The sequence below is a fragment of the Tatumella sp. UBA2305 genome, assembly GCF_002345795.1.
GTDB lineage: Bacteria > Pseudomonadota > Gammaproteobacteria > Enterobacterales > Enterobacteriaceae > Tatumella > Tatumella morbirosei.
Map to the genome: position 1 here is coordinate 661,803 of NZ_DDVT01000015.1, position 23,968 is coordinate 685,770.

Annotated in this window: 20 protein-coding genes and 1 pseudogene; 9 read left to right on the forward strand and 12 right to left on the reverse strand. The window is 49.9% G+C overall.

Annotation, left to right across the window (positions count from 1 at the left end):
• Positions 1-18: 18 nt before the first annotated feature.
• The 5 genes from astD to B3Z23_RS09495 form a co-directional block, all read right to left on the reverse strand.
• Positions 19-1,479, reverse strand: coding sequence for a succinylglutamate-semialdehyde dehydrogenase (gene astD, locus B3Z23_RS09475; protein WP_294907292.1), 1,461 nt, complete (start codon positions 1,477-1,479; stop codon positions 19-21).
• Positions 1,463-2,506: an arginine N-succinyltransferase gene (astA, locus tag B3Z23_RS09480; protein ID WP_294907715.1), complete on the reverse strand. Its 1,044-nt coding sequence runs from the start codon at positions 2,504-2,506 to the stop codon at positions 1,463-1,465. Before astA ends, astD begins: the two co-directional genes overlap by 17 nt.
• A complete protein-coding gene (locus tag B3Z23_RS09485; protein WP_294907295.1) occupies positions 2,506-3,723 on the reverse strand; it encodes an aspartate aminotransferase family protein in 1,218 nt (405 codons plus the stop codon). Before B3Z23_RS09485 ends, astA begins: the two co-directional genes overlap by 1 nt.
• A 398-nt stretch (positions 3,724-4,121) precedes the next feature.
• Positions 4,122-5,549 carry a YchO/YchP family invasin gene (locus B3Z23_RS09490; RefSeq protein ID WP_294907298.1) on the reverse strand — a complete coding sequence of 476 codons (1,428 nt, stop codon included), beginning with the start codon at positions 5,547-5,549 and terminating at the stop codon, positions 4,122-4,124.
• Between the two features lie 176 nt (positions 5,550-5,725).
• The gene (locus tag B3Z23_RS09495; protein WP_294907301.1) at positions 5,726-6,394 is read right to left on the reverse strand and encodes a gamma-glutamylcyclotransferase; all 669 of its coding nucleotides are present in this window, start codon (positions 6,392-6,394) and stop codon (positions 5,726-5,728) included.
• Between the two features lie 484 nt (positions 6,395-6,878).
• Here B3Z23_RS09495 and chaA point away from each other — a divergent pair, with 484 nt between their 5' ends.
• Complete coding sequence (gene chaA / locus B3Z23_RS09500) at positions 6,879-7,970, forward strand: sodium-potassium/proton antiporter ChaA (protein WP_294907304.1); 1,092 nt, start codon at positions 6,879-6,881, stop codon at positions 7,968-7,970.
• Positions 7,971-8,516: 546 nt separating this feature from the next.
• On the opposite strand, the gene kdsA is transcribed toward chaA, so the two are convergent.
• From kdsA to hemA, 6 genes are read right to left on the reverse strand one after another with little or no spacing between them, the layout of a single operon-like run.
• Complete coding sequence (gene kdsA / locus B3Z23_RS09505; protein WP_294907307.1) at positions 8,517-9,371, reverse strand: 3-deoxy-8-phosphooctulonate synthase; 855 nt, start codon at positions 9,369-9,371, stop codon at positions 8,517-8,519.
• Between the two features lie 35 nt (positions 9,372-9,406).
• Complete coding sequence (gene sirB1 / locus B3Z23_RS09510; protein WP_294907310.1) at positions 9,407-10,216, reverse strand: invasion regulator SirB1; 810 nt, start codon at positions 10,214-10,216, stop codon at positions 9,407-9,409.
• Positions 10,213-10,611, reverse strand: coding sequence for a SirB2 family protein (locus B3Z23_RS09515; protein WP_294907313.1), 399 nt, complete (start codon positions 10,609-10,611; stop codon positions 10,213-10,215). Before B3Z23_RS09515 ends, sirB1 begins: the two co-directional genes overlap by 4 nt.
• Positions 10,612-11,460 (reverse strand): peptide chain release factor N(5)-glutamine methyltransferase, encoded by an 849-nt coding sequence (gene prmC / locus B3Z23_RS09520; RefSeq protein ID WP_294907315.1) that lies wholly within the window; start codon positions 11,458-11,460, stop codon positions 10,612-10,614. It abuts the gene before it with no gap.
• The gene (gene prfA / locus B3Z23_RS09525) at positions 11,460-12,542 is read right to left on the reverse strand and encodes a peptide chain release factor 1 (RefSeq protein WP_294907318.1); all 1,083 of its coding nucleotides are present in this window, start codon (positions 12,540-12,542) and stop codon (positions 11,460-11,462) included. The genes prmC and prfA overlap by 1 nt, the downstream gene beginning before the upstream one ends.
• A 42-nt stretch (positions 12,543-12,584) precedes the next feature.
• Positions 12,585-13,841: a glutamyl-tRNA reductase gene (hemA, locus tag B3Z23_RS09530; RefSeq protein ID WP_294907321.1), complete on the reverse strand. Its 1,257-nt coding sequence runs from the start codon at positions 13,839-13,841 to the stop codon at positions 12,585-12,587.
• Positions 13,842-14,052: 211 nt separating this feature from the next.
• Here hemA and lolB point away from each other — a divergent pair, with 211 nt between their 5' ends.
• The 4 genes from lolB to B3Z23_RS09550 all read left to right on the forward strand — a co-directional run bounded on the left by lolB (position 14,053) and on the right by B3Z23_RS09550 (position 17,990).
• Positions 14,053-14,679, forward strand: a complete 627-nt coding sequence (gene lolB / locus B3Z23_RS09535) for a lipoprotein insertase outer membrane protein LolB (protein WP_294907325.1) — start codon at positions 14,053-14,055, stop codon at positions 14,677-14,679.
• A complete protein-coding gene (gene ispE / locus B3Z23_RS09540; RefSeq protein WP_294907328.1) occupies positions 14,676-15,545 on the forward strand; it encodes a 4-(cytidine 5'-diphospho)-2-C-methyl-D-erythritol kinase in 870 nt (289 codons plus the stop codon). Before lolB ends, ispE begins: the two co-directional genes overlap by 4 nt.
• Positions 15,546-15,656: 111 nt before the next feature.
• Positions 15,657-16,604 carry a ribose-phosphate diphosphokinase gene (gene prs, locus B3Z23_RS09545; protein ID WP_025901877.1) on the forward strand — a complete coding sequence of 316 codons (948 nt, stop codon included), beginning with the start codon at positions 15,657-15,659 and terminating at the stop codon, positions 16,602-16,604.
• A 234-nt stretch (positions 16,605-16,838) separates the two neighbouring features.
• Positions 16,839-17,990 (forward strand): GGDEF domain-containing protein, encoded by a 1,152-nt coding sequence (locus B3Z23_RS09550; RefSeq protein ID WP_294907334.1) that lies wholly within the window; start codon positions 16,839-16,841, stop codon positions 17,988-17,990.
• Here the strand turns inward: B3Z23_RS09550 and B3Z23_RS09555 are convergent.
• The gene (locus B3Z23_RS09555) at positions 17,970-18,239 is read right to left on the reverse strand and encodes a DUF2583 family protein (protein ID WP_414716476.1); all 270 of its coding nucleotides are present in this window, start codon (positions 18,237-18,239) and stop codon (positions 17,970-17,972) included. The genes B3Z23_RS09550 and B3Z23_RS09555 overlap by 21 nt on opposite strands.
• Before the next feature lie 187 nt (positions 18,240-18,426).
• Here B3Z23_RS09555 and pth point away from each other — a divergent pair, with 187 nt between their 5' ends.
• From pth to B3Z23_RS09575, 4 genes and pseudogenes are all read left to right on the forward strand, one after another.
• Entirely contained in the window at positions 18,427-19,014 is a 588-nt protein-coding gene (pth, locus tag B3Z23_RS09560) for an aminoacyl-tRNA hydrolase (protein WP_294907338.1), read from the forward strand.
• A 115-nt stretch (positions 19,015-19,129) separates the two neighbouring features.
• Entirely contained in the window at positions 19,130-20,221 is a 1,092-nt protein-coding gene (ychF, locus tag B3Z23_RS09565; protein WP_038020494.1) for a redox-regulated ATPase YchF, read from the forward strand.
• Positions 20,222-20,428: 207 nt separating this feature from the next.
• Positions 20,429-21,558, forward strand: a pseudogene (locus tag B3Z23_RS09570) (tyrosine-type recombinase/integrase).
• Positions 21,559-22,269: 711 nt separating this feature from the next.
• Entirely contained in the window at positions 22,270-23,955 is a 1,686-nt protein-coding gene (locus B3Z23_RS09575; RefSeq protein ID WP_294907344.1) for a dynamin family protein, read from the forward strand.
• Positions 23,956-23,968: the final 13 nt, after the last annotated feature.

Here is a 23,968-nt window from a genome sequence, read left to right on the forward strand (position 1 = left end):
TGTTGATACAGCTCTCTGTTAATCTGACGTAGAAAAATCCAGGCCGGGAGAAAGTTGTTCCGGCAGAACCAGTTGCTCGCTTTCCATCGAGGCCATAGGCCAGGCACAATAGTCGGCTGCATACCAGGCGCCCGGACGGTGGTTTCCGGAGGCACCCACGCCGCCAAACGGTGCGTTACTGGCCGCCCCGGTCAGGGGTTTATTCCAGTTTACGATTCCTGCATGAGCTTCATTCAGTAGTTGATCGAATTTCTGACGATCACGTGAGATCAACCCGCAAGACAAGCCGTAACGGGTCTGATTTGCCACATCAATCGCCTGATCAAAATCGTCATAACGAATCACGTTCAGCAATGGACCAAACACTTCCTCGTCAGGCTGAGGTGGCAGATCGGTAATATCGATAATACCGGGAGTAAGCAGCGCGGATGTCTTGTCCGGCCAGCGCATTTCCAGTAGCACTTTCGCCCCCTCCGCGGTTAAATTGTTCCAGTGCTGCCAGATAAGCTCAGCAGCATGTGGAGAAATCACTCCTCCCATAAATGGCGCCGGACTGGCATCCCATGGCGCAGGGATAATTTTCCCCGCCACTTCGGCCAGCCGTTGCAGAAACCTGTCACCGGCTTCACCCCGCCTGACCAGTAAACGGCGGGCACAGGTACAGCGCTGCCCCGCACTAATAAAGGCTGACTGGATAGTCAGATTTACGGCCGCATCCGTTTGCTCTGGCTCGTCCACAATTAATGCATTGTTTCCACCCATTTCCAGCGCCAGCATCACTTCCGGACGACCGGCAAACTGGCGATGAATGTGGTAACCCGTCGCCGCGCTGCCGGTAAACAACACTCCGGCCAGTGACGAGTCAGCCAGCAACGCCTGGCCCGTTTCCTTCCCTCCCTGTAACAGGTTAATGACCCCGGCCGGCAGACCGGCCTTTAACCACAGTTCTGTGGTCAACTGTGCGGTCGCCGGAGTCAGTTCGCTGGGTTTAAATACCACGGTATTACCGGCCAGCAATGCAGGCACAATATGCCCGTTAGGCAAGTGCCCGGGAAAGTTATAGGGTCCAAAGACAGCCATAACACCATGTGGCCGGTGGCGCAGGCTGTTACTCCCCTGTTGTGAAGTGCCGGTGCGCTGATGCCATGACTGTTCAGAAATAGCGATCTTATTGATCATAGAAGTCACTTCAGTGAGTGATTCCCACAGTGGCTTACCCGTTTCCCGACTGATCACTTCAGCCAGCGTTGTCTTGTTTTCTGTCAGTTGCCGGCCAAACTCCGCCACCAGTGCCAGACGGTCGGAAAAACTGCGGCGTGACCAGTCACGGAAGGCCCGTGCAGCCGCCTGACAGGCGGCAGTGACATCCTGCAGGGTTGCAGTGCTGCCTTGCCAGACAGTCTGCCCGCTTACCGGATCATGCTTACTCAGGAGCGGTCCCTGTCCTTCCCGCCACTGGCCATTAATCATTAGAGTCATTGCTGTTTTCCTTTGCACTGAGACTGACAATACGCAGCGTTTCTCCGGCGTCTGTCTTTAAATATTCGGCCTGTGCCGCGGTGAGTGATACGGATTCTGCCCTCGGGTCAGCGGGTATTAGCATTGCCCTGAAATTGTGATAATCCTGATTCGCGACCAGGCACAGCGGTCCGTCAGCATTGGATTTTTCGAGGGTGACGGCTGTCAGCCGGCTTTCACGGATCGAACGAATCTCATTCAGGTCGCATTCAAGTGTCGGACCGCCATCAAAAATATCGACATAATTGCGGTAGCGAAAACCTTCCGCTTCCAGCATCGAACGGGCTGGTGCGGTATGAGGATGTACCTGTCCGATAACTTCGCGGGCTTCTGGTGTCAGGTAATGAACATACAGCGGATGTTTAGGCATTAACTCGGCAATAAACGCCTTATGACCCGTTCCGCTCAGAAAATCGGCCCGGCTGAATTCCATAGAAAAAAAATGCCGCCCGACACTGTCCCAGAACGGAGAGCGTTCCTGTTCATCACTGACTCCGCGCATTTCCGCCACCACCCGTGGTGAGAAACAGTGTGGGAAATTCGCCATAAACAATAGTCGTGATTTCGACAGTAACTGACCGTTTTTATTTTCCCGGCGGGCAGGATCCAGGAACAACGTGCATAATTCGCTGGCACCCGTATGATCGTTACTCAGTGACAGTGTCGCCAGGTGGTTATATACCTCCAGCTGGCGGGAAGCATGCACCTGCGAGCCAACCCGATAATTGTACCAGGGTTCTTCCAGCCCGACCGCAACCTCGATGGCGCAGATACCGTCGATTTCACGGCTTTCGGGCTGTTCCAGTACAAAGACATAACCCTGGTGAGCAGGCGGACACTCGCCACGCCAGGTTTTTAATGAACGCTCGATCCGCTCAGACAAAGTTCGTTCATCCTGCGGTAAAGATGTCAGGCCGCCACCGGTTTTCCCGGCAAGCGCCATCAGCCCCGGCAGGTCATCGTGGTTCACCGGACGAATCACCGACATCATCCGGCCTCCTGAATAAATGCCCGCAGAGCACGTTCTAATCTGTTCAGACCTTCATCAATATCGGCAAATGGAATGTTTAATGCCGGTGCAAACCGTAACACACTGGCTCCGGCAATCAGGAGCATCACTCCTTCACGGGCCGCGGCCTGGCTTATCGCTTTGGCTTTCCCCTGAAAAGCTTCTGCTAACTGGCAACCCAGTAACAACCCATCTCCACGAATATCAGAAAAAACATCCAGCTGATCAGTAATTTTTAGCAAACGTTGGCGGAAATAATCATGACGCTGGCTGACACCCTCCAGCACTTCTGGTGTATTAATCAACGACAGAGCCCTGTCTGCCACCGCTCCGGCCAGCGGATTGCCTCCATAGGTGGTTCCGTGAGTACCCACAGTCATCACTTTCGCACAATGTTCCGCCGCCAGCATGGCGCCGATGGGAAAGCCACCGCCCAGTGCTTTAGCTGTGGTCATGACATCCGGAACTACCCCATATTTCATATAGGCGTACAGGGCTCCGGTGCGTCCGACGCCGGTCTGAACCTCATCGAAAATCAGTAATGCGCCGTGCTTATCACATAATTCCCGCAGGCCCTGCAGGAAGCTTTGACTGGCCGGAATCACCCCGCCTTCACCCTGAATGGGTTCAACGATCACTGCACAGGTGTCATCATTAATTGCCGCAGCCGCAGAACTGAGATCATTAAATACGGCGTGGCTGATTTGTGGTGGCAGTGGTGCAAAATCAGCGGAATAGGAGGGTTGCCCTCCTGCCGTTACCGTAAACAGTGTGCGGCCATGAAAAGCATTATTAAACGCCACAATCCCGTGTTTTCCCGGATTACCCTGGTCATGGGCATATTTTCGGGCCAGTTTCAATGCGGCTTCATTAGCTTCTGCCCCCGAGTTACAGAAAAAAACCCGGTCAGCGAAAGTGGCATCAATCAGCTGTTTTGCCAGCCGTAGCACAGGCTCGTTGGTATATCCGTTACCGGTATGCCAGACCCTGGCAGCCTGTTCCGTCAGTGCCTGCTGCAACTGAGGATGACAATGGCCTAGTGCATTCACTGCAATGCCACCCGCAAAATCAACGTACTCTTTTTCCTGCTGATCCCATAACCGTGACCCTGCGGCTCTGACCGGAATAAAATCTGCCGGTGCATAGACCGGCAGGATCCACTGGTCGAAGTTCTGGCGGGTAATCGGTGCTTGCATAACAACCTCGGTTTTTTGTGTGTTGTGTTGTGATGTGAATATTATTTTTAAAATAGCTATGCACAGCAGTGCTGGCAGCCACTGTAGATTGCAGTCTACGTGCCAGCCAAGCGAAAAATTGCATAGAAAAATCCATGGCAAAATAAATCAATAACTTACCACATTGTTATATTCACCAATATTGCATAATTAATGCATAAAGCTCAGAGGGGTGCTGGTGCGGGGTAACATAAAAAAGAACAATTATGCAGAAACTGAAATATATTTTATTTTTGTGATAATAAGCCATCCTGAATCAGTCTCTGACAGGAGACAGCACCATAAAGGCGCCCCGTGCACTTTAAAGGTGCGATACACGCACCACGACAGGGCATATAGAGGGTTATTGGAAAGTGAACCTAGGGAGCCATAAGATTAAACTGAGGAGTATCAGAAACTTCAGGCAGAATGAATGGCTGATCTATCTTCAGGGTAATCCAGTTTGAGGTCGCCTGGTGCTGACTGTTTTCTATGGTCACCGCCAGGTGATATTCGTTGGATGCCTGTGGATCATTATTCCACTGCGGCAGAATTATACTCCACCCCTGTAAATCGGTCGGATCTGCCGGGGAGGTCAGACTCAGTTCACGGGTATCCCCCTGCCAGTGAACACTGCGGATATCTTTCGACGGGCTGACCTGTAATTTTAGCATCAGCGTTTCCCCGCCGGTCAGTTGCCACGGCGGCGTTGCCAGGAAAACACTGAGCTGAGTTTTAGTGCGTTTGGCCAGCACAGGAGTGCTGCTGCGGGTCACCGCATCATAACGGCTGCCACGTAATGAGTGCGCCGATGCAACCTCATCCGGCGACAGTTGTTTGGCCAGTGACTCGCCAAAATGATAGTTGACATTGAGTCCAAACAGGTCCTGGCTTTCACCCCCGGTACCGGTTTTATGGCTGGCAGAGAATGTAACCAGAGGGATCGGGGTGTAGGAAACCCCCAGTGAGAGCGCTGAAGGATTGTGATAATAATTGCCGGAGTTGAACGCATCAATATTATCACCCAGATATTGTTCCCAGCTCACCGTGACTCCCAACTGACGATAAAAGGGCAGATACCCCTGACTGGTGATGTCATAACCACGGGCCATCCGTGTCATGGTCGTGCTGTTGCTGTTTCTCCAGCCCGAAACCGGCAGATAATAGTTGGCAGAAAAACGCAAATAATCGCCCCAGGCTTCGGTACCAAAGGAAGCTCGGTCCAGATGCTGTTCAAACAGATGGTCAAGAAAAGAATTATAGCCAAACATCCAGTCACCGGCATTCCAGCGTTGTCCCAGGCCGAAGCTGCCGGTGGTACCGGGAGCACTGCGACTGAGCCCCACCTGGCTGAATAACAGATAGCGCTTATTATCCTCCAACGGGCTCAGTAACCGCGCTGAACTACCGTCGAAGTTACCATCCACATCCACATCAAGATTGACGTTGGCTCTGCCATAAGGTGACAGCAGGCTCTGACTTTCCTGATTAAGTTTATCGGATAACCGGTCACGAAAATGGTTGAACGCCCATAAACCGGCGCTATGCCCCAGGCTGGTATCAGTATCGGTATCGTTTTGTTCTGCGATGGATTTCGCCATTTCTGCCAACTGCTGAGAGAAATTACTCTGGCTGGCGGCACTGCCAAGATCAGGTAAATCGCTGTCTGAAGCGACAGACTCCCCTTCATCAGTAAACGGAGTTTGCGAAATGGTGTCACCGATTTCTGCCTGTGCTGCAGGTAACCACCAGCAAACAGAAATCATCAATGCAGAACACCAGCGATGGCGGGATCGGTTTAAGGGCATAAGATCAGTTTAACCGTTTCAGTACAATTTCTAAGACGTCAGGAACCTGTAGTTAAAGGAAACAAGGGACAGAGTATAGCACATCCGAAACTAAATCTCAGACAGGGTAACATTAGCAGAAGCATTCACTAAATGTGTCTCAGAAAATGGGATAAATTACAGCTGACTTCAACACATTACTCCGCAGATGATTGCTGCAATTGTCTGACCTGACTTGCCAGTGTCAGCAGTTTTTCATCCTGTTCACCCAGCGCAGCCAGGCTTTTGACCAGTTCGAACAAATACTGAGCATTAGACCCCAGAGGCCCCTGAGCCGCAGCAATCAGAGGAGCGACTACTGTCGGGCATTCATCAGCTTCAAATAACGGATGTAGCGTATTCATGGTGAATACCAGTGCAATGATCTGTTGCCCGCAGTCCAGAGTCACCTGTTGCCAGCGAGGGCAATAACAACCGGTGAGCATTTCTCTTTTCCACAGCAACTCAAGCTCTACAGCTTTATTAGCTTCTCTCAGACGAAAGACCAGCCCGCGGGTTTTACCACCCGCCTGCAATGCCAGCATCCTGCCTGGCCGACACTCAGTGCCGCGCCCCGCCACCAGCCGAATACAAAATGTCCTGTGCCAGCCCTCCAGCATTGCTGGCTGAACATCGCTATAGTCGAGCGCAGGGTTCCACATCAGTGAGCCATAGCCAAACACCCAAACCGGTAAGCCGGCAGGTAATAATGCCAGAAACTCTGCCAGACTGGCCTTACGTTGTTCCGGAGTTAATAACAGCTCATGATCGATTCGGCCAAACGATGACTGGCAGTCCGCATTAATTAAAAAATCCCGTGTCAGCACACCGCCCTCCTCAACCGCGAAGTAATACTGATGGTGAACACTGCTATCATTACAGCAAACGGATAATTATGTGAAGAACTTCACAATCCCCAAAATTGGTAATCTTGCACTACGCCTTGCGGTGAACAGCGAAAACAGATGCCGGATAACCCTCAGAAAAACAATGAACTGTAACGCTAAAAATCGCAAATAGGTTAAAACAATAGAAATCAGGATTTCAGCGTTAAAATTACACGGTAAATAGCGATAATGTCATAACAACTTAAGGATAAACACCAGAAACAAAACATAAAAGTCAAAATAAAACAGAGTGATAGAGGATTAAATAGTTAATTACCAGCATCACAATCATGTGGTAAAAGAAAGTAAATATATGTATCAAAAATATAATTTAATGATACAGTGTCAACCGTAATGTGTATCTCTATCCTGAGGCAGAAATATCCGCAAACAGTCCACTATAAATAACGCGTGAGGAAACAGAATGCCAGCGCATGAAAAAACCCGTCATACGGAATACTCGCTCATTTTCCCGATCGTCGCTCTGATTGTCTTATGGTTTTTTAGCCATCAGACCTCAATGCCCGTGGTTATCGCCATTAATATTCTGACGCTGGTTGCCATTCTGTGTAGTGCATTCAGTGTGGTTCGTCACGCTGATGTGCTGGCTCACCGATTAGGCGAACCTTTCGGATCGCTTATCCTTACGCTGTCAGTCGTCATTCTCGAAGTCAGCCTGATTTCAGCGTTGATGGCCACCGGTAACGCCACCCCGGGGCTTATGCGTGACACCCTGTATTCGATCATTATGATTGTGACCGGCGGTCTGGTCGGTTTTGCCTTGCTGTTAGGAGGACGAAAATTCGCGACTCAGTACGTCAATCTGGCCGGAGTAAAACAGTATCTGATTGCTATTTTCCCGCTGGCGATTCTGGTGCTGGTTTTCCCAGATGCGTTGCCCGGCGGTAACTTTAGCACCGGTCAGGCGCTGTTAATCGCCGCTGTCTCTGCGGCCATGTACGGGGTATTTTTGCTGATACAAACCAAAACGCATCAGAGCCTGTTTATCTATGAGCATGAAGATGAAAGCGATGATGGCGACCCACATCATGGAAAACCCTCGGTTCACAGTAGCGGCTGGCATGCCATCTGGCTGATTATTCACCTGGTGGCGGTTATCAGTGTCACAAAAATGAATGCCCCGGTCCTGGAGCAGTTGCTGGGAGACCTGAATGCACCAGAGCAGTTCACCGGCTTCCTGATCGCCCTGTTAATCTTATCCCCGGAAGGATTAGGTGCAATAAAGGCGGTGCTGGCCAACCAGGTACAGCGTGCGATGAATCTGTTCTTTGGTTCAGTACTGGCGACAATTTCATTAACCGTGCCGGTAGTCACACTGATTGCGGTCTTTACCGGACAGCCACTTATTTTCGGGCTGGAAGCGCCTCAGATGGTGATCATGGGCAGCGTGTTATTACTGTGCCAAATCTCCTTCTCAACCGGTCGTACCAATGTACTCAATGGCGCGGCACACCTGGCTCTGTTTGTCGGCTATCTGATTACTATCATGCTGTAAACCTGAATTCAGCCCGGCATCCTGCCGGGCTGAATAAAGCTCCCCACCCGCTTTTCCGCTGCACAACAGATTCTGCGTATTTGCCACCTGACTCAGTTAATACTCTTCTGCCCTGTGGTATCGCCATTTCTGTACAGGGGCAACCTGGCCGCATCGGTTATTCATTCCGCTAATGTGAATGTGCAGAATAACGTTATCTTCGGTAATGAACATTCATTTGATAACTGACAAACCACCGGTTATGGCACGGTAAAATGACCGTAACCGCAGGACAGCACTATCCCTGTCCCGAAAACGACAGAATTTAACTGCATTTTAATCAGGATGTCTGATAAAAATTAATTCTGATCGCCCCTGAGATTTAAGGTCAGCGTTATGCATAAGAACCCGTGAATATCGGAAACTTTCCGTGGATGGCTGAACAGACATTCAGCAATTATCCTGCTTATCAGCTCATATTTAGTGACAGAGGGAGTTGGGGCAGTACAGAAACTCAGGCGAACTACAGCAACAGGCTGTCGCTGTAGTTCGCCTGAACAAGCCGGATTAGCGGCTGGTATCCAGCGCCGGGAAAGATTTCACCAGTTCATCAATCGCTTTCATCTGTACCAGGAAAGGTTCCAGTTTATCCAGCGGCAGTGCGGACGGGCCATCACACTTAGCGTGGTCCGGATCCGGGTGTGCTTCAATAAACAAACCGGCAATACCAACGGCCATCCCGGCACGCGCCAGCTCAGATACCTGAGCACGGCGTCCGCCGGAGGCCGCACCAAACGGGTCACGGGTCTGTAATGCATGGGTGACATCGAAAATAACCGGCGAATTGTTAGTCACTTTCTTCATCACGTTAAAGCCCAGCATATCCACGACCAGATTGTCGTAACCAAAGTTACTGCCACGGTCGCAGAGGATCACTTTGTCATTACCGCCTTCGGCGAACTTATCGACGATGTTCCCCATTTGTCCCGGACTGACGAACTGTGGTTTTTTAACGTTAATCACGGCACCGGTCTTTGCCATGGCTTCGACCAGATCTGTCTGGCGGGCAAGAAACGCCGGCAACTGGATGACATCCACCACTTCGGAGACTGGCTGAGCTTGTGCTGCTTCGTGTACATCAGTAATAATCTTTACGCCGAAAGTACTTTTCAGCTCAGCAAAAATCTTCATCCCTTCTTCCAGGCCCGGCCCACGATAAGAATGGATAGAAGAACGGTTTGCTTTATCGAAAGACGCTTTAAACACGTAGGGGATGCCGAGCTTATCGGTGACGTTGACATAGTGTTCGCAGATACGCATGGCGAGTTCGCGGGATTCGAGAACATTCATCCCCCCGAACAACACAAATGGCAGATCATTTGCTACCCGGATGTCTCCAATAGAGACTACTTTCTCTGTCATACCGTGGTTCCTTAAGTTACTGATATCAGCGCGGCTCAGTGCAGCGTGATTTGTTTATTTTCAATGGCGTGGATCTGTACCTTAATCATTTCACTGACAGGATCTTCAGGACACTGTTCAATAAAATAATTTAAATCACTCAGTGCGATATGCTCACATTCGAGCTGTGCATAAATCAGTCCACGGTCACGTATTTCGTAAGGGTCTTCCGGGTCGAGTTGCAGTAACACTTCACTGACGTTTAACGCCAGTTCAAGCTGCTGCTCATCCATCAGAGAGGCTTTCAGGGTATCGAGCATTTTGCGGATGACCACTGAAATTTCCGATTCATCCAGATCTTCATCGTACAGAGTGGAGGTCGGCCCCATACTGCCTTTGACCCAGACATCCAGGGTATGTTCATCCAGGGTGTCGCCATTAAATGGATTGATTAACCACATCTCACCGTCCACCCAGTCTGCACGGACAATCAGCTGGGTCGGAAAAATCACCGGTAACAACGGCAACGATAACTCTCCGGCAATATAGAGCAACAGCGCCCCCAGCGAAACCGCCGTACCCTGACGGGTTTTTAGCACATTATCCAGCCACAGCACATCAGATAAGCGGTAAACCCCGCTGGCGCCGCCAAAGCCCCACTCACCGTAAAACAGCTCCATCAGTTGTTCGAGCTGTTTTTCTGCGTCGCTTTCCTGTGCCAGGTGAACACGTGCCTCGTCCACCATCTGCACTAACTGCCGCCGTACACTGTCTGACGGAAAATCAGCACGTATCTGCTGCATCACTCTGATCATCGCTTCACACAGCGAGCAGTCGGTAAAATCAAAATTGGTTGCGGAACTCATAACATCCCCAGTAGCGGCACTCTGTTTATCGCCAGCCAGAGAATAATCCCCAGCATTAACAGAGCGGCGCAAAATGCAATTCCGCGGGTAAACTGCGAAAAATCACGACGGCCAAAGGCGATAAATCCTAAGCCGATATACAGAACTACCGCAAATATTTTTTCGGTCAGCCAGAGACCGTCTTCCGTAAACGGGAAGTAGTGGGTGATAAAAATCAGCATTATTCCGCTTAGCAGCAGCAGCGTATCATTAATATGTGGGGTGATTTTCACCCAGCGACGCTGCAACATCACAGAATTCACGGTTTTCCAGTAAAAGCGGCTGACAAACAAAATCACCGTCAGACAAACGGTAATCAGATGTAGTGTCAGTATTGGTGTAAAAAGAGAGCTCATTTATCCTGCCATCGGTTCGGAAATAAACTGGCCATAACTGACCCGTGGATTTCCTGCGTAATCATTACGGGTCGCGACCTGCAGGTAACCACTGCGGTGCAGTAACAGGCGTACGGCTTCCCCTTGTTGCCAGCCATGCTCCAGAGCCAGCCAGCCAGCCGGGTGCAGCCAGTGACGGCTTTGTTCAATAATATGTCGTAGATCTGCCAGACCACCTTCTTCAGCCACCAACGCACTCAGGGGTTCAAAACGGACATCCCCTTGTTGCAGATGGTGGTCAGCAGCATCGATATAGGGAGGATTGCTGACGATCAACTGATAGCGTCTGGCGGGCAGTTGGCTGAACCAGTGACTCTGCCTGAAATGACAATTGTTTAATGCAAGCTGTGCCGCATTTTCCTGTGCCAGCATCACTGCAGCCGCCACCCGGTCTACTCCGGTTATCCCGCAATCCGAACGTTCTGAACCGATCGCCAGAGCAACCGCACCACTTCCGGTACCCAGATCCAAGACTTCACAGGGTGTTTCCGGCAATAATTCCAGAGCCACTTCCACCAACATTTCGGTATCCGGACGCGGGATCAGGGTGCTGTTGTTCACTTTTAGTGGCAGTGACCAGAATTCACGTTCACCTAATAAATGAGCGACCGGTTCACCCTGCTGACGTCGCTTCAGCAACTCATCCAGCCGCTGCTGCTGGGCTGCCGTCAGAGTGGTATCATCAAACGCAATCAACCAGCTACGGGACTTTTCCAGTACATAACCGAGCAGGATTTCACCGTCCCGTTTCGGACTTTCACTGTGTTGTAACACCACACGGCTGTGTGCCAGCCAGTCCCTGATACGCATTAATCCTGGCCTGCCAGGGCCGCTAACTGATCTGCCTGATACTCCTGAACAATAGGTTCAATCAGGCTATCGAGTTTGCCTTCCATCGTTTCATCCAGACGGTAGATTGTCAGGTTAATCCGGTGATCGGTCACCCTGCCCTGTGGGAAGTTATAGGTACGAATACGGTCAGAACGGTCACCACTGCCCAGCAGGTTACGCCGGGCTGAGGCTTCGGCTTCGTGGCGACGCGCCATTTCTGCGGCATGAATACGTGCCCCTAACACTGACAATGCCTTAGCTTTGTTTTTATGCTGTGAGCGTTCGTCCTGGCACTCCACCACAATACCGGTCGGCAGGTGGGTAATCCGTATCGCGGAATCGGTGGTGTTAACGTGCTGACCACCCGCACCTGATGAACGGAAGGTATCGATTTTCAGGTCTGACGGATTAATTTCCGGCAGTTCTGCTTCCGGAATTTCTGGCATAATCGCCACCGTACAGGCTGAAGTGTGAATACGCCCCTGTGACTCGGTTTCCGGGACGCGCTGCACACGGTGGCCGCCGGATTCAAATTTCAGCCGTCCATAAGCACCGTCACCGGCAATTTTGGCAATCACCTCCTTATAACCACCATGTTCACCTTCGTTGGCGCTGATAATTTCTACCCGCCAGCGGTTGGTTTCGGCATAACGGCTGTACATCCGGAACAGATCTCCGGCAAACAGCGCGGCTTCATCGCCGCCGGTGCCTGCGCGAACTTCAACGAAACACGGACGTTCATCATCCGGGTCTTTCGGCAGCAACAGCACCTGTAATTCCTGTTCCAGCGTCTCACTGCGGCTTTTGGCTTCCTGCAGTTCGTCGTGCGCCATATCGCGCATTTCCGGGTCATCGAGCATCAGTGTTGCGGTTTCAATATCTTCCTGAACCTGCTGCCATTGGCGAAAGCAATTGGTCACGTCGGTTAACTGAGCATACTCGCGAGACAGAGCCCGAAAACGCTCCTGATCGGCAATAACCCCGGCATCCCCCAATAACGCTTCTACTTCTTCATGGCGTTCCTGCAGCGCTTCGAGTTTGGCAACAATTGATGTCTTCATGTATTTGAGGTTTATCCAGTCACAGAAAAGGGCGACCCGGCATTATTCAATGCCAAGGCCGTCACGTAAAATTTGCAGACGTTCATCGTCCCCGTCACGGGCAGCCTGCTGAAGAGATTTCGTCGGGGCGTGAATCAAACGGTTGGTAAGTTTGTGCGCCAGATCCTGCAGGACTTTTTTAGCATCCTGTCCTTGTTCCAGCGCCAGCATTGCCCGTGATTCCAGTTCTTCACGGATCTGATCGGCATGGGTACGATAATCGCGGATGGTGGTCACTGCTGACTGCGCACGCAGCCACGACATAAACTCACCACTTTCATGAACCACAATGCTTTCGGCTTCGACTGCCGCAGCTTCCCGCTGGGCCATATTCTGCTGAATAATCGCCTGTAAGTCATCCACGGTATATAAATAGGCATTCGCCAGCTTGCCGGCTTCCGGTTCCACATCGCGCGGTACCGCGATATCCACCAACAACATCGGCTGGTTACGCCGGGCTTTTAGCGCACTTTCCACCATCCCTTTACCGATAATCGGCAACGGGCTGGCGGTGGAAGAAATAATAATATCGGCATCCTGCAACCGTGAAGTAATGTCGCCAATTTCGATGACTTCAGCCTCTACTTCTTCTGCCAGACGCTGGGCACGCTCACGGGTGCGGTTAGCAATAATCAGTTTTTTTACCTGATGCTCGCGCAGATGGCGGGCCACCAGTTCAATCGTTTCCCCTGCCCCAACCAGCAATACCGTAACTTTGGACAGTGATTCGAAAATCTGCCGCGCCAGTGTACAGGCAGCAAACGCCACCGACACTGCACTGGCACCGATATCGGTTTCGGTACGTACCCGCTTGGCGACCGAGAAGGTTTTCTGGAACATCCTTTCCAGTTCACTGTTCAGTACATGCCCGCGCTGAGATTCAGCGAATGCTTTTTTAACCTGGCCGAGGATTTGCGGCTCACCCAACACCAGCGAATCGAGGCCACTGGCCACGCGCATCAAATGGCTGACTGCGGCATTATTTTCATGCCAGTACAGGCTCTGCCTGACATCTTCCTCTTTCAGCTGATGATAACTGCACAGCCAGCGCACTAACTGTTCCTGTATATCATCATTTTCATCCACACTCAGGTATAACTCAGTGCGATTGCAGGTTGAGAGTACCACGCCACTTTGTACTTTTGGCTGTGATAACAGGCTGTCCAGCGCTTTATCAAGTGTGTCCGGCCCAAAAGATACCCGTTCGCGCAATGCGACAGGTGCCGTTTTGTGATTGATTCCGAGTGCTAGAAGCGTCATGGCAATTGTGGTTGGGTTGTCCCAATAATGTCAGGGTTATAGGACTATTCTACAAGATGAGTCAGATCAAGAAAAGCCATACAAAAGCTATGACTGTAATAAGATTAACCTGATGCCACACAATAATCCCTGAATAGCATTGACGGTTAAATGCCGGGACGGTAGCGTTTACCCTATCTGCAGTAAAATCCGGGTCTGAGGAGATGACTACGTGAGATTAACCAATACCCGCCGGCTGGTTCGGCTGTTACCTTTTGCCAGTCTGCTGTTAACCGCCTGTGTGACTAACGCGCCACAGGGTCCCGGGAAAAGTCCGGATTCCGCACAATGGAAGCAACATGTCAGTGAAGTCAAACAGGTCACCGCATTTCAGACCCGTGGTGCATTTGCCTATCTGTCTGAACGGCAAAAAGTCTATGCCCGTTATAACTGGCAACAAACCGCCGGCGATCGTTACCGGTTACTGTTGACCAATCCACTGGGCAGTACCGAAATGCAGCTGGATACCCAGGGAGAGACCGTGCAACTGGTGGATAACACCGGTAAACGCTATTTCAGCCATGACGCGACTAAAATGATTTCTGAGCTGACCGGAATGAAAATTCCGCTGGAAAACCTGCGTCAGTGGATGCTGGGTCTGCCGGGTTCTGCCAGCAGCTATACCCTGAATGACAACTACCAGCTGCGCACCGCCACCTATACTCAGGACGGCCAGACCTGGAAGGTGACCATTAATGCCTATCGTCAGGATGTAAAACCGGCTCTGCCTGCAGATTTGGAAGTTACCACCGGTGATTTAACCATTAAACTGCGTATGGATAGCTGGAAACTGCCATGATAACAACCTGGCCCAGCCCGGCAAAACTGAATCTGTTCCTTTATATCACCGGGCAGCGCAGCGATGGCTATCACAACCTGCAAACGCTGTTTCAGTTTCTGGATTACGGCGATAGCCTGCAAATTGAAATTTCTGCTGATGGTCGGCTGGTCATGGCACAACCGGTCGCTGCTGTCGCCGATGAGGATAATTTAATTATCCGCGCGGCACGGCTGCTAAAAAATGCAGCACTTAAGGAGCACCGGGTCACAGAAAGTGCCGGTGCTGTATTTTCGGTGCAGAAAAAAATTCCGATGGGCGGTGGCCTGGGAGGGGGGTCATCGAATGCGGCCACGGTACTGGTGGCACTCAATCAGCTATGGCAATGCGGATACTCTGCGGAATTCCTGGCAAAACTGGGGCTGCAACTCGGCGCCGATGTCCCGGTGTTTGTCCACGGATTTGCCGCTTTTGCCGAAGGGGTTGGTGAACAACTCCACCCTGCCACTCCTCCCGAGAAATGGTATCTGGTGGCCCATCCCGGGGTCAGTATCCCTACCCCACTGGTATTTAGTGATCCGAAGCTGACCCGTAACAGCCCGCACCGGACATTAAACCAGCTAATGAATAGCAACTGGCAGAATGATTGTGAGCCAGTCGTAAGAAAACGTTTTCGTAAGGTTGATGAATTGCTGGTCTGGCTGTTAGAATACGCGCCATCACGCCTGACCGGGACCGGCGCCTGTGTGTTTGCTGAGTTTGATTCCGAGGAAGCTGCCCGGCGGGTTCTTGAACTCGCTCCTGAGTGGATAACCGCTTTTGTTGCACGTGGAGTGAATACTTCACCGCTACAAACAATGTTATCTGAGAGATCAGCGTGTGCGTGACAGTATCAACCTGTTCCAGATACTGCGCGTATCGCATTTATACACCTGTGTGAACCTGCTCTGCGACACCACGCAGAGGGTTCTCTGGACGTAAAGCCTGAGGTTTTTCTCGTGCCCGATATGAAGCTTTTTGCTGGTAACGCCACCCCGGAACTAGCGCAACGCATAGCCAACCGTCTTTACACTAACCTCGGGGACGCCGCTGTCGGCCGTTTCAGTGATGGTGAAGTCAGTGTTCAGATTAATGAAAACGTACGTGGTGGTGATATTTTTATCATTCAGTCCACCTGTGCGCCAACTAACGATAACCTGATGGAACTGGTGGTCATGGTTGACGCGTTGCGTCGTGCCTCTGCCGGTCGTATTACCGCAGTTATCCCCTATTTTGGTTATGCCCGCCAGGATCGTCGCGTTCGTTCTGCGCGTGTCCCGATTACCGCAAAAGTCGTTGCCGACTTCCTGTCCAGCGTAGGTGTTGACCGTGTTTTGACGGTCGACCTGCATGCCGAACAGATTCAGGGCTTCTTTGACGTACCGGTAGACAACGTATTCGGCAGTCCGATTCTGCTGGAAGATATGTTGCAACTGAATCTGGAAAATCCGATTGTGGTTTCTCCGGATATCGGCGGTGTAGTGCGTGCCCGTGCGGTAGCTAAGCTGCTGAACGATGCGGATATGGCCATTATCGATAAACGTCGCCCACGGGCTAACGTTTCTCAGGTCATGCACATTATTGGTGATGTTGCCGGCCGTGACTGTGTTCTGGTCGATGACATGATCGATACCGGTGGTACGCTGTGCAAAGCGGCTGAAGCACTGAAAGATCGTGGTGCCAAACGTGTATTTGCGTATGCCACTCACCCTATCTTCTCCGGTAATGCGCTGGAAAACCTGCGTAACTCAGTGATTGATGAAGTCGTGGTGTGTGACACGATTCCGTTATCTCCTGAAATTAAAGCACTACCCAATGTCCGTACTCTGACATTATCTGGCATGCTGGCTGAGGCGATTCGTCGTATCAGCAATGAAGAATCTATTTCAGCGATGTTTGAGCACTAATTATTGCTTAAGTGTTGATAATTAAAAGACCGGGCTTTATGCCCGGTCTTTTTGATTAAAATGATTGTGTTACTTGTCTGTTAATAATAACAAATCCCTGCCGCTATAATTATTGCCCTGTTTTTTGTGATTTCTTGCCGGGAAAATAAATTAACCTGTCTGCCGGTTATTAAATCAGACCATTGACTTATATGGGTGCATTGCTTAATTTAGCGCCTTATTCGGGGAATGCATATGTTACTCGATATTTACACACTGTTTATTTGCGAATTATATATTCTGGGTTTCCTGACCATCATTTATGTTTTTGCCTGGCTGGGTGGTAAACGTCAGCGTGAACTCGGCTATATGGCATTAATTCTGGCTATGACCATGAGTGCGGTTTTTCTCAGCAGCCTGCGTAGCAAAGGGTATCATTTTCTACCGGTCGTGGTCTCTAACACGTTGCTGTTACTCAGCTACGGGTTGATGGTTAATATCATGCGATCACTCGGAGAACGTCCTGTTGGCTATCTGTGGCTGAGTAGTTGCCTGCTGTGGCCGTTATTCTGCCTCTATCCTGCTTTTTATCATAATCTGCCGTCACGTATCGTTACCATTACACTGTTATGTGGACTGTATAGCGCTGCATTCTTTTATGAGCTATGCAGGCTAAGGCAGATAATCAAAACAACATTCTGGCCAGCGATTGTGCTGGTTTCTATTCATTTGTTATTTCAGTTTGCCCGGCTACTGTTCGATCAGTTTGTCCCGGACAGCCGTAACGGAGCTATTGGCGGCAGCCACTTTTCTTTATATGTCATTCTTGAGTCTATTTTATTTATTATCGGATTATCCTTTACCCTGCTTGCCATGGTGAATGAACGCAGTCAGATGAAGCTGGACCGGATGTCACAGATCGATCCGTTGACTAACACCTTAAACCGACGGGGACTTTATCTGGTGGCTGCCGATATTATCAGGCGTAGCCAGCAACGCCCCTGTACCGCGATTATTTTCGATCTTGATCATTTTAAATCGATTAATGATACCCACGGTCACTTTAAAGGGGATGAAATACTGTTGGATTTTTGCCGACGGGTGAGTGAAAAAATCCCCCCGCATCTCTGTTTTGCACGACTCGGAGGTGAGGAGTTTGCGGCTATCGGGTTACTGAACCAGCAACAGGCGGGTGAATTATGTGAACAAATCCGACAGGCGGCCGAACAGTCGCTCAGCAGCCCGATTCCCTATACGGTAAGTATTGGGTTTACCACCGGATCAATTAACGATACCCGTAAGCCGGCGCTAAACAGTTTGCTGGAAACCGCTGACTTTGCCCTGTATCAGGCGAAAACCAGCGGCCGTAACCGGGTCTGTTTTCAGTTATTTATGGCGGGTATGTAATTTGCAGCCGTTATAGCGCAATAAAAAATAGCGGTCACAGACTTTTTCCCGGCCGCCTAACTGCGCTCCCGTCAGCCATAACAACGCCCCAAGGAAGATGGCAAATATCGCCAGTCCCACTGCCAGATCCGGCAAGTGAAATGACGGCAACTGATTAAGCACTGCCACAACTATCCCGGCCAGAATGACCACCAGACCGGCTCCCATGAGTGTATTTCCGTACATCAGACACTGTTTATGTTTCATCATGTCTCTCCCCGCATAGCGAACAGTTGAACAATTAAATAAAATTTTAATTAACAACTTTACACTTCACTGCTACACAGATCACAAACCGGGAACTTAATAAACATTTCATGCGATCTTCACAGGCCTTTGTGCTTCTGCCTGCCACACAGTAAAATAAGCGTTTTCGAATCACGGCAGGAAAGAAATAGTGAGCAGTATTAAACTGATTGTGGGACTGGCAAACCCTGGCGCGGAATATGCCGCAACACGGCATAATGCCGGTGCCTGGTACCTGGACCTGCTGGCAGAACGGCATAATCAGTCGTTAAAGGAAGAGCCAAAATTTTATGGCTACACCGCGCGGCTAAATCTGGCCGGTAATGATGTCCGCCTGCTGGTACCCACCACTTTTATGAACCTGAGTGGTAAAGCCGTGGCAGCGATGGCCACTTTTTATCGTATCGCTCCTGAAGAGATTCTGGTGGCTCACGATGAACTGGATATGCTACCAGGCGTCGCAAAATTTAAGCTGGGTGGCGGTCACGGTGGCCACAACGGGCTGAAAGATATCATCAGTAAACTGGGCAACAACCCTAACTTCCACCGACTGCGCATCGGGATTGGTCACCCTGGCGATCGTAATAAAGTCACCGGTTTTGTACTGGGTAAACCCCCTCAGAGTGAACAGAAACTGATTGACGAGGCAATTGATGAAGCAGCACGCTGCACCGAGGTGTGGCTGAAAGATGATCTTCTGAAAGCGATGAATCGCCTGCACGCATTTAAAGCCGGGTGAACCCTGCCGGAAATCCGCGCCTTCATGGCCGGTTGTGTGTATAATGCGGCGAAATTTTACAGATCCGACGGCTGCCTGCTGTGCAGCCGCCAATACGTTATAAGGTAACTGAAGCATGGGATTTAAATGCGGTATCGTGGGCTTGCCTAATGTTGGTAAATCCACCCTGTTTAACGCGCTGACTAAAGCAGGTATCGAGGCGGCTAACTTTCCGTTTTGTACCATTGAACCTAATACCGGCGTGGTTCCCATGCCTGACCCGCGTCTGGATAAGCTGGCAGAAATCGTAAAACCGCAGCGCACCATCGCCACCACGATGGAATTTGTCGATATTGCCGGTCTGGTAAAAGGCGCTTCCAAAGGGGAAGGTCTGGGAAACCAGTTCCTGACCAACATCCGTGAAACCGAAGCTATCGGCCATGTGGTACGTTGTTTCGAAGATGACAATATCATTCACGTTGCCGGTAAAGTCAGCCCTGCCGACGATATCGAAGTGATTAACACCGAACTGGCGCTGTCCGACCTGGACACCTGCGAGCGTGCTATTCACCGTTTACAGAAGAAAGCCAAAGGCGGCGATAAAGACGCTAAAGCTGAGCTGGAAGTGCTTGAAAAATGTCTGCCACAGCTGGAAAACGCCGGTATGCTGCGCGCTCTGGGTCTGGATGAAGACGAAAAAGCGCTGATTCGTTACCTGAGCTTCCTGACCCTGAAACCGACCATGTACATTGCCAACGTTACCGAAGATGGCTTCGAGAACAACCCGTTCCTCGACCAGGTGCGTGCGATTGCCGATCAGGAAGGCTCTGTCGTGGTTCCGGTCTGTGCCGCAGTTGAATCTGATATCGCTGAACTGGACGATGCTGACCGTGAAGAATTTATGGCCGAACTGGGGCTGGAAGAACCTGGCCTGAACCGCGTTATCCGTGCCGGTTATGCTCTGCTCAACCTGCAAACCTACTTCACCGCCGGTGTTAAAGAAGTCCGTGCCTGGACCATCCCTGTCGGCGCTACCGCCCCACAGGCCGCCGGTAAAATCCACACCGACTTCGAAAAAGGCTTTATCCGCGCCCAGACCATCGCCTTTGATGACTTTGTGGCCTGCAAAGGTGAGCAAGGTGCCAAAGAAGCCGGTAAAATGCGCGCCGAAGGAAAAGACTATATCGTCAAAGACGGCGATGTTATGAACTTCCTGTTTAACGTCTAAATAAAATTTGTGCTCTCATGAGGTTTCACTGAGTCTCATAAGAATCGCAAAAAGCTATAAAATCCACGCAATTGCGTGGATTTTTCATTTCACAGGCTCTCAACTCATCTCGTAACAACGCTGTCAAAAATGAATACATGGATAAGTGCAATATTCTTCCACCTTCATTTTAAGTGAGTACAATAAAGGTATAAACAAGACCACGTTATCATCACCGATACACAATGCCGCACTGCCAGTGCCGAAAGAAAAACTCTATCCACTTAATGATTTCAACGGTCCCTACCTCGAAATGAAACCCAATTGCAAAAAGGCATGGCGCTATCGGTTTAAACTCAACGGTAAATCCGACATGTTTATGCTGGGTGAGTACCCAACGGTCAAACTTGCCGAAAGCGCGTAAACAAGTCGCGGATGGAGTTAGCCCGACACAGGCTGGTCAATTAGATAAGATCCGCATGGTCAATGACGCTTCTAACACCTTTGAGCTGATCGCTAAAGAGTGGTTACAGATGAAAGACTAGGCCGAAATCACCAAAACGCGCCGACTGGATATGCTGAACGAGTGGTATTTCCCGCAATCGGTAAGCTCCCTGTCAGAGATATCACCCCACACCACATTCTTAATATTCTTCAGGAAACCGCTAAACGCGGCACTCCGACTGTCGCCGCCGAAGCCCGACGAACCATTTCATCGGTTTTCTAGTTGGCAGTAGAACGCTTAGAGCTGATAGCGATCCTGTCTGGCCTGTACGCAAGGCGCTTCCGGCGAATAAGACACAGCACAAACAGGCATTAAACCCACAGCAAATCGGGAAGCTATTAAGCTGTTTTGACAACAGTCGTGGCTCATACCAGGTTAACTATTGCATGTGGCTCATGTGGTGGACGCTGGCGCGTCCTGCAGAAGCCACCGAAGGTGAATGGACAGAATTCGATCTTGATAACGCCCTGTGGACTATTCCGGCAGCGCGGATGAATGCCCGCAGAGAACACGTTATTCCCCTCCCAGGCCGTCAACATGCTCAAAACCCTACGAGGATTAACCGGGCATCTGCAGCATCATTTTCCGGGCAGGGATAATCCGCCAGGGCCAATGACATCGCACTCGCGGCGCCAACTACTTAAAAGCCTCGGATGGAGTGACATTTATAGTCCCCATGCTACCCGAACTACAGGAAGTCCCCCGTTTAAACGAAATGGGCTATCGACCTGATGCTATTGAAGCTCAACTTGCTCATGCTGACACCAACAATGTTCGTCGCACATACAATCATGCGACTTATCTTGATGAGCGTAAAGTGATGATGCAGAAATGGGCTGATAAGCTTGATTGATGGGTAAGCAGCACTGACAACAGTATTGATGTTTTATAAACGCTGCTGCATGGGTGTTTAATGATTGATTAATATGAATATTTATTAATTTATAATTTAAACCTACAATTCTACCTACAGTATATGTAAGCAGTGAAAACCAGATGCATATAGCTTTCAGATTTTTTGTACATCGCGCATAGCTCAATTCTTACAAGCCCTGCAGGCATTTTGCCCACTTCAAACCCTTCAAAAAAGGTTTCTGTGTACAGCATTTAAGCCTAACAAATATCTGCTAAGAGCAATATCCATAAATTCCTGCAGAAATTAATATACCGCAGAGTGTAAAATGGTACGCCGGTCATGATTACTATCGGAATGGCGAAGCCATGAGGCTCGCCTTACAGGAGCACTACGTATTCCGCCGAAACAGTGAAATAAGGAGCTAGAATGTCCGTAAGACCAGCGCCACAAAGATTTGAGTGCCCTGAATGCAGATTGCATAAAGTCACTGCGCCTTGCAGTGATGTACTCATTCGAGGCATCAATTTTTTTGATACATGTCCACACTGTAAAAATGAGAACCTGATAGTGAAACCTTTAAGTTTTACTCAAGAGTGGATTCACCGCCTGCTGCCTGGACACTGATTGCCGTTGCCCAGATTATTACCTTGATTATTTGACAAAATAAACCCATTTCCAGATGAATTAACTGTAAGGTACAAGCCAGTAATGCTAAAGAATCAACAGCAATTTGCAGAATATTTGCAAAAGCTCGGCACGCTTCTGCAAGAGTCACAGATTTCCTGGGATCGCAATTTACTTGCTCAGGTTGAAAATACCCAACTTCTTCTCCCAGTTATTGGCGCGTTTAGTGCAGGGAAAAGCTCACTTCTCAATATGTTTATGGGTGCGCCGGTGTTACCTGTGGGTATTGCCCCAGAGACAGAACTGGCAACAGAGCTACATTTTGCCAAAGAGTCGTGGTTGCAGGCTATCCGTCACGACGGCAGCGAAGATCGTCTGGCACCCGAAGATCTCCCGCATGTGAATAAAAAATCCGCTGAGTATTCCCATTTACGCCTTTATATCAATAGCCCGGCGCTGGAGGCCATTACGCCCCTAATCCTAGTGGATATGCCCGGCTATGGCTCCTCATTAGAAAGCCATAACAAAGCGCTGTCTTATTATCTGCCGCGCGGGGTGCATTTTATTGTAGTGACAAGCGTGGAAGATGGAACCGTCACCCAGTCTATGCTGCGTAATCTCGATAATATTAAGACCTACGAAAGTGATTTCTCGTTTATTCTCAGCAAGACCAATTTGCGCGCGCCGGAACAGGTACAGGAAATAACGACGTATATCGATGAACAGCTCCAGCTTTACTTCGGGGCAGAAAAACAGATTATTGAATTGGGTAACCAGTCTGCGAACGCACTGAGCGACTTGCTGGGAGCGGTTGATCCTGAGCGTCTCTTTCATAATCTGTTTATTGACCGTCTGAAGGATCAAAATTTCGATTTGATCAATCAGATTAATTTCGCCAGCAATATCATTAAAAACAGCGAAAGCAGTAATGCCGATGCCCTGCTCTCCCTTGAAGGTGCATTAGCGGAGTTGATTGCACAGCGCGATAAAACAGAGCGCGAAATGAATTATCGCTTCTCCGCCCCGCTCGTCACACGTTGTATTAACGCCATCGAACATGATCTCACTAATCAGGTTGACCGACTTGCTCATATCTCTACGACGCAAAATGCCTCTCCCACACTGGAGCGTGAGATATCCGATATCATTCGTGGCAATTTAACCGAAAGAATAAAACGTGAAATGGATCAAATCTCGTCTGAGTTGATCGATGAACTGTCGCTGAGCCTGGCGAAAAATAACGCCATGATGGTCACACTGGACCCAAACTGGGTGACAAATATTGCTGTAAAAACAGAAGGAAAACTAAAAGCAGTCAGCAGTTTCCTGGAAAACATGAGCAGCAATTTTGCCGCGAAAGAAAATGCAGGAAAATATTACCGCCTGCTCTCCACCGTTCTGGCCGTAACGACAAATGTACTTAACCCGGTACTGGAACTAGTTATTGTCTTTTTACCCGATATTCTTCGACTGTTCTCTGCGTCCGGTGCCCAGGAGCGCGCACGCGCTAATCTGTTAAACACAGTCTTCCCTGGCATAAAAAGTGAGATGAGAAAGGCGCTACCCATCATTGTAGACGAGCAGTTAACCATTCTGTTGAACAACGTCAGCAACGAATTTGAGGGCCAGATTAACCAGCAAAAAACACTGATTGCAGGGTATCAACACGAACAGGCCCAGCAGCAGGACTTGATTAACCAGCGACTAGAAACTCTCCAGACGCTGTTGGTCGAAATAAAAGCGTTAGCAACAACCTATTTATACCGTTAAACAGGGCAAGAAT

Coding starts and splice junctions, on each gene's coding strand:
- astD (WP_294907292.1), bottom strand. CDS start 1,479: ATGACTCTAATGATTAATGGCCAGTGGCGGGAAGGACAGGGACCGCTC.
- astA (WP_294907715.1), bottom strand. CDS start 2,506: ATGTCGGTGATTCGTCCGGTGAACCACGATGACCTGCCGGGGCTGATG.
- B3Z23_RS09485 (WP_294907295.1), bottom strand. CDS start 3,723: ATGCAAGCACCGATTACCCGCCAGAACTTCGACCAGTGGATCCTGCCG.
- B3Z23_RS09490 (WP_294907298.1), bottom strand. CDS start 5,549: ATGCCCTTAAACCGATCCCGCCATCGCTGGTGTTCTGCATTGATGATT.
- chaA (WP_294907304.1), top strand. CDS start 6,879: ATGCCAGCGCATGAAAAAACCCGTCATACGGAATACTCGCTCATTTTC.
- kdsA (WP_294907307.1), bottom strand. CDS start 9,371: ATGACAGAGAAAGTAGTCTCTATTGGAGACATCCGGGTAGCAAATGAT.
- sirB1 (WP_294907310.1), bottom strand. CDS start 10,216: ATGAGTTCCGCAACCAATTTTGATTTTACCGACTGCTCGCTGTGTGAA.
- B3Z23_RS09515 (WP_294907313.1), bottom strand. CDS start 10,611: ATGAGCTCTCTTTTTACACCAATACTGACACTACATCTGATTACCGTT.
- prmC (WP_294907315.1), bottom strand. CDS start 11,460: ATGCGTATCAGGGACTGGCTGGCACACAGCCGTGTGGTGTTACAACAC.
- prfA (WP_294907318.1), bottom strand. CDS start 12,542: ATGAAGACATCAATTGTTGCCAAACTCGAAGCGCTGCAGGAACGCCAT.
- hemA (WP_294907321.1), bottom strand. CDS start 13,841: ATGACGCTTCTAGCACTCGGAATCAATCACAAAACGGCACCTGTCGCA.
- ispE (WP_294907328.1), top strand. CDS start 14,676: ATGATAACAACCTGGCCCAGCCCGGCAAAACTGAATCTGTTCCTTTAT.
- B3Z23_RS09550 (WP_294907334.1), top strand. CDS start 16,839: ATGTTACTCGATATTTACACACTGTTTATTTGCGAATTATATATTCTG.
- B3Z23_RS09555 (WP_414716476.1), bottom strand. CDS start 18,239: ATGATGAAACATAAACAGTGTCTGATGTACGGAAATACACTCATGGGA.
- ychF (WP_038020494.1), top strand. CDS start 19,130: ATGGGATTTAAATGCGGTATCGTGGGCTTGCCTAATGTTGGTAAATCC.
- B3Z23_RS09575 (WP_294907344.1), top strand. CDS start 22,270: ATGCTAAAGAATCAACAGCAATTTGCAGAATATTTGCAAAAGCTCGGC.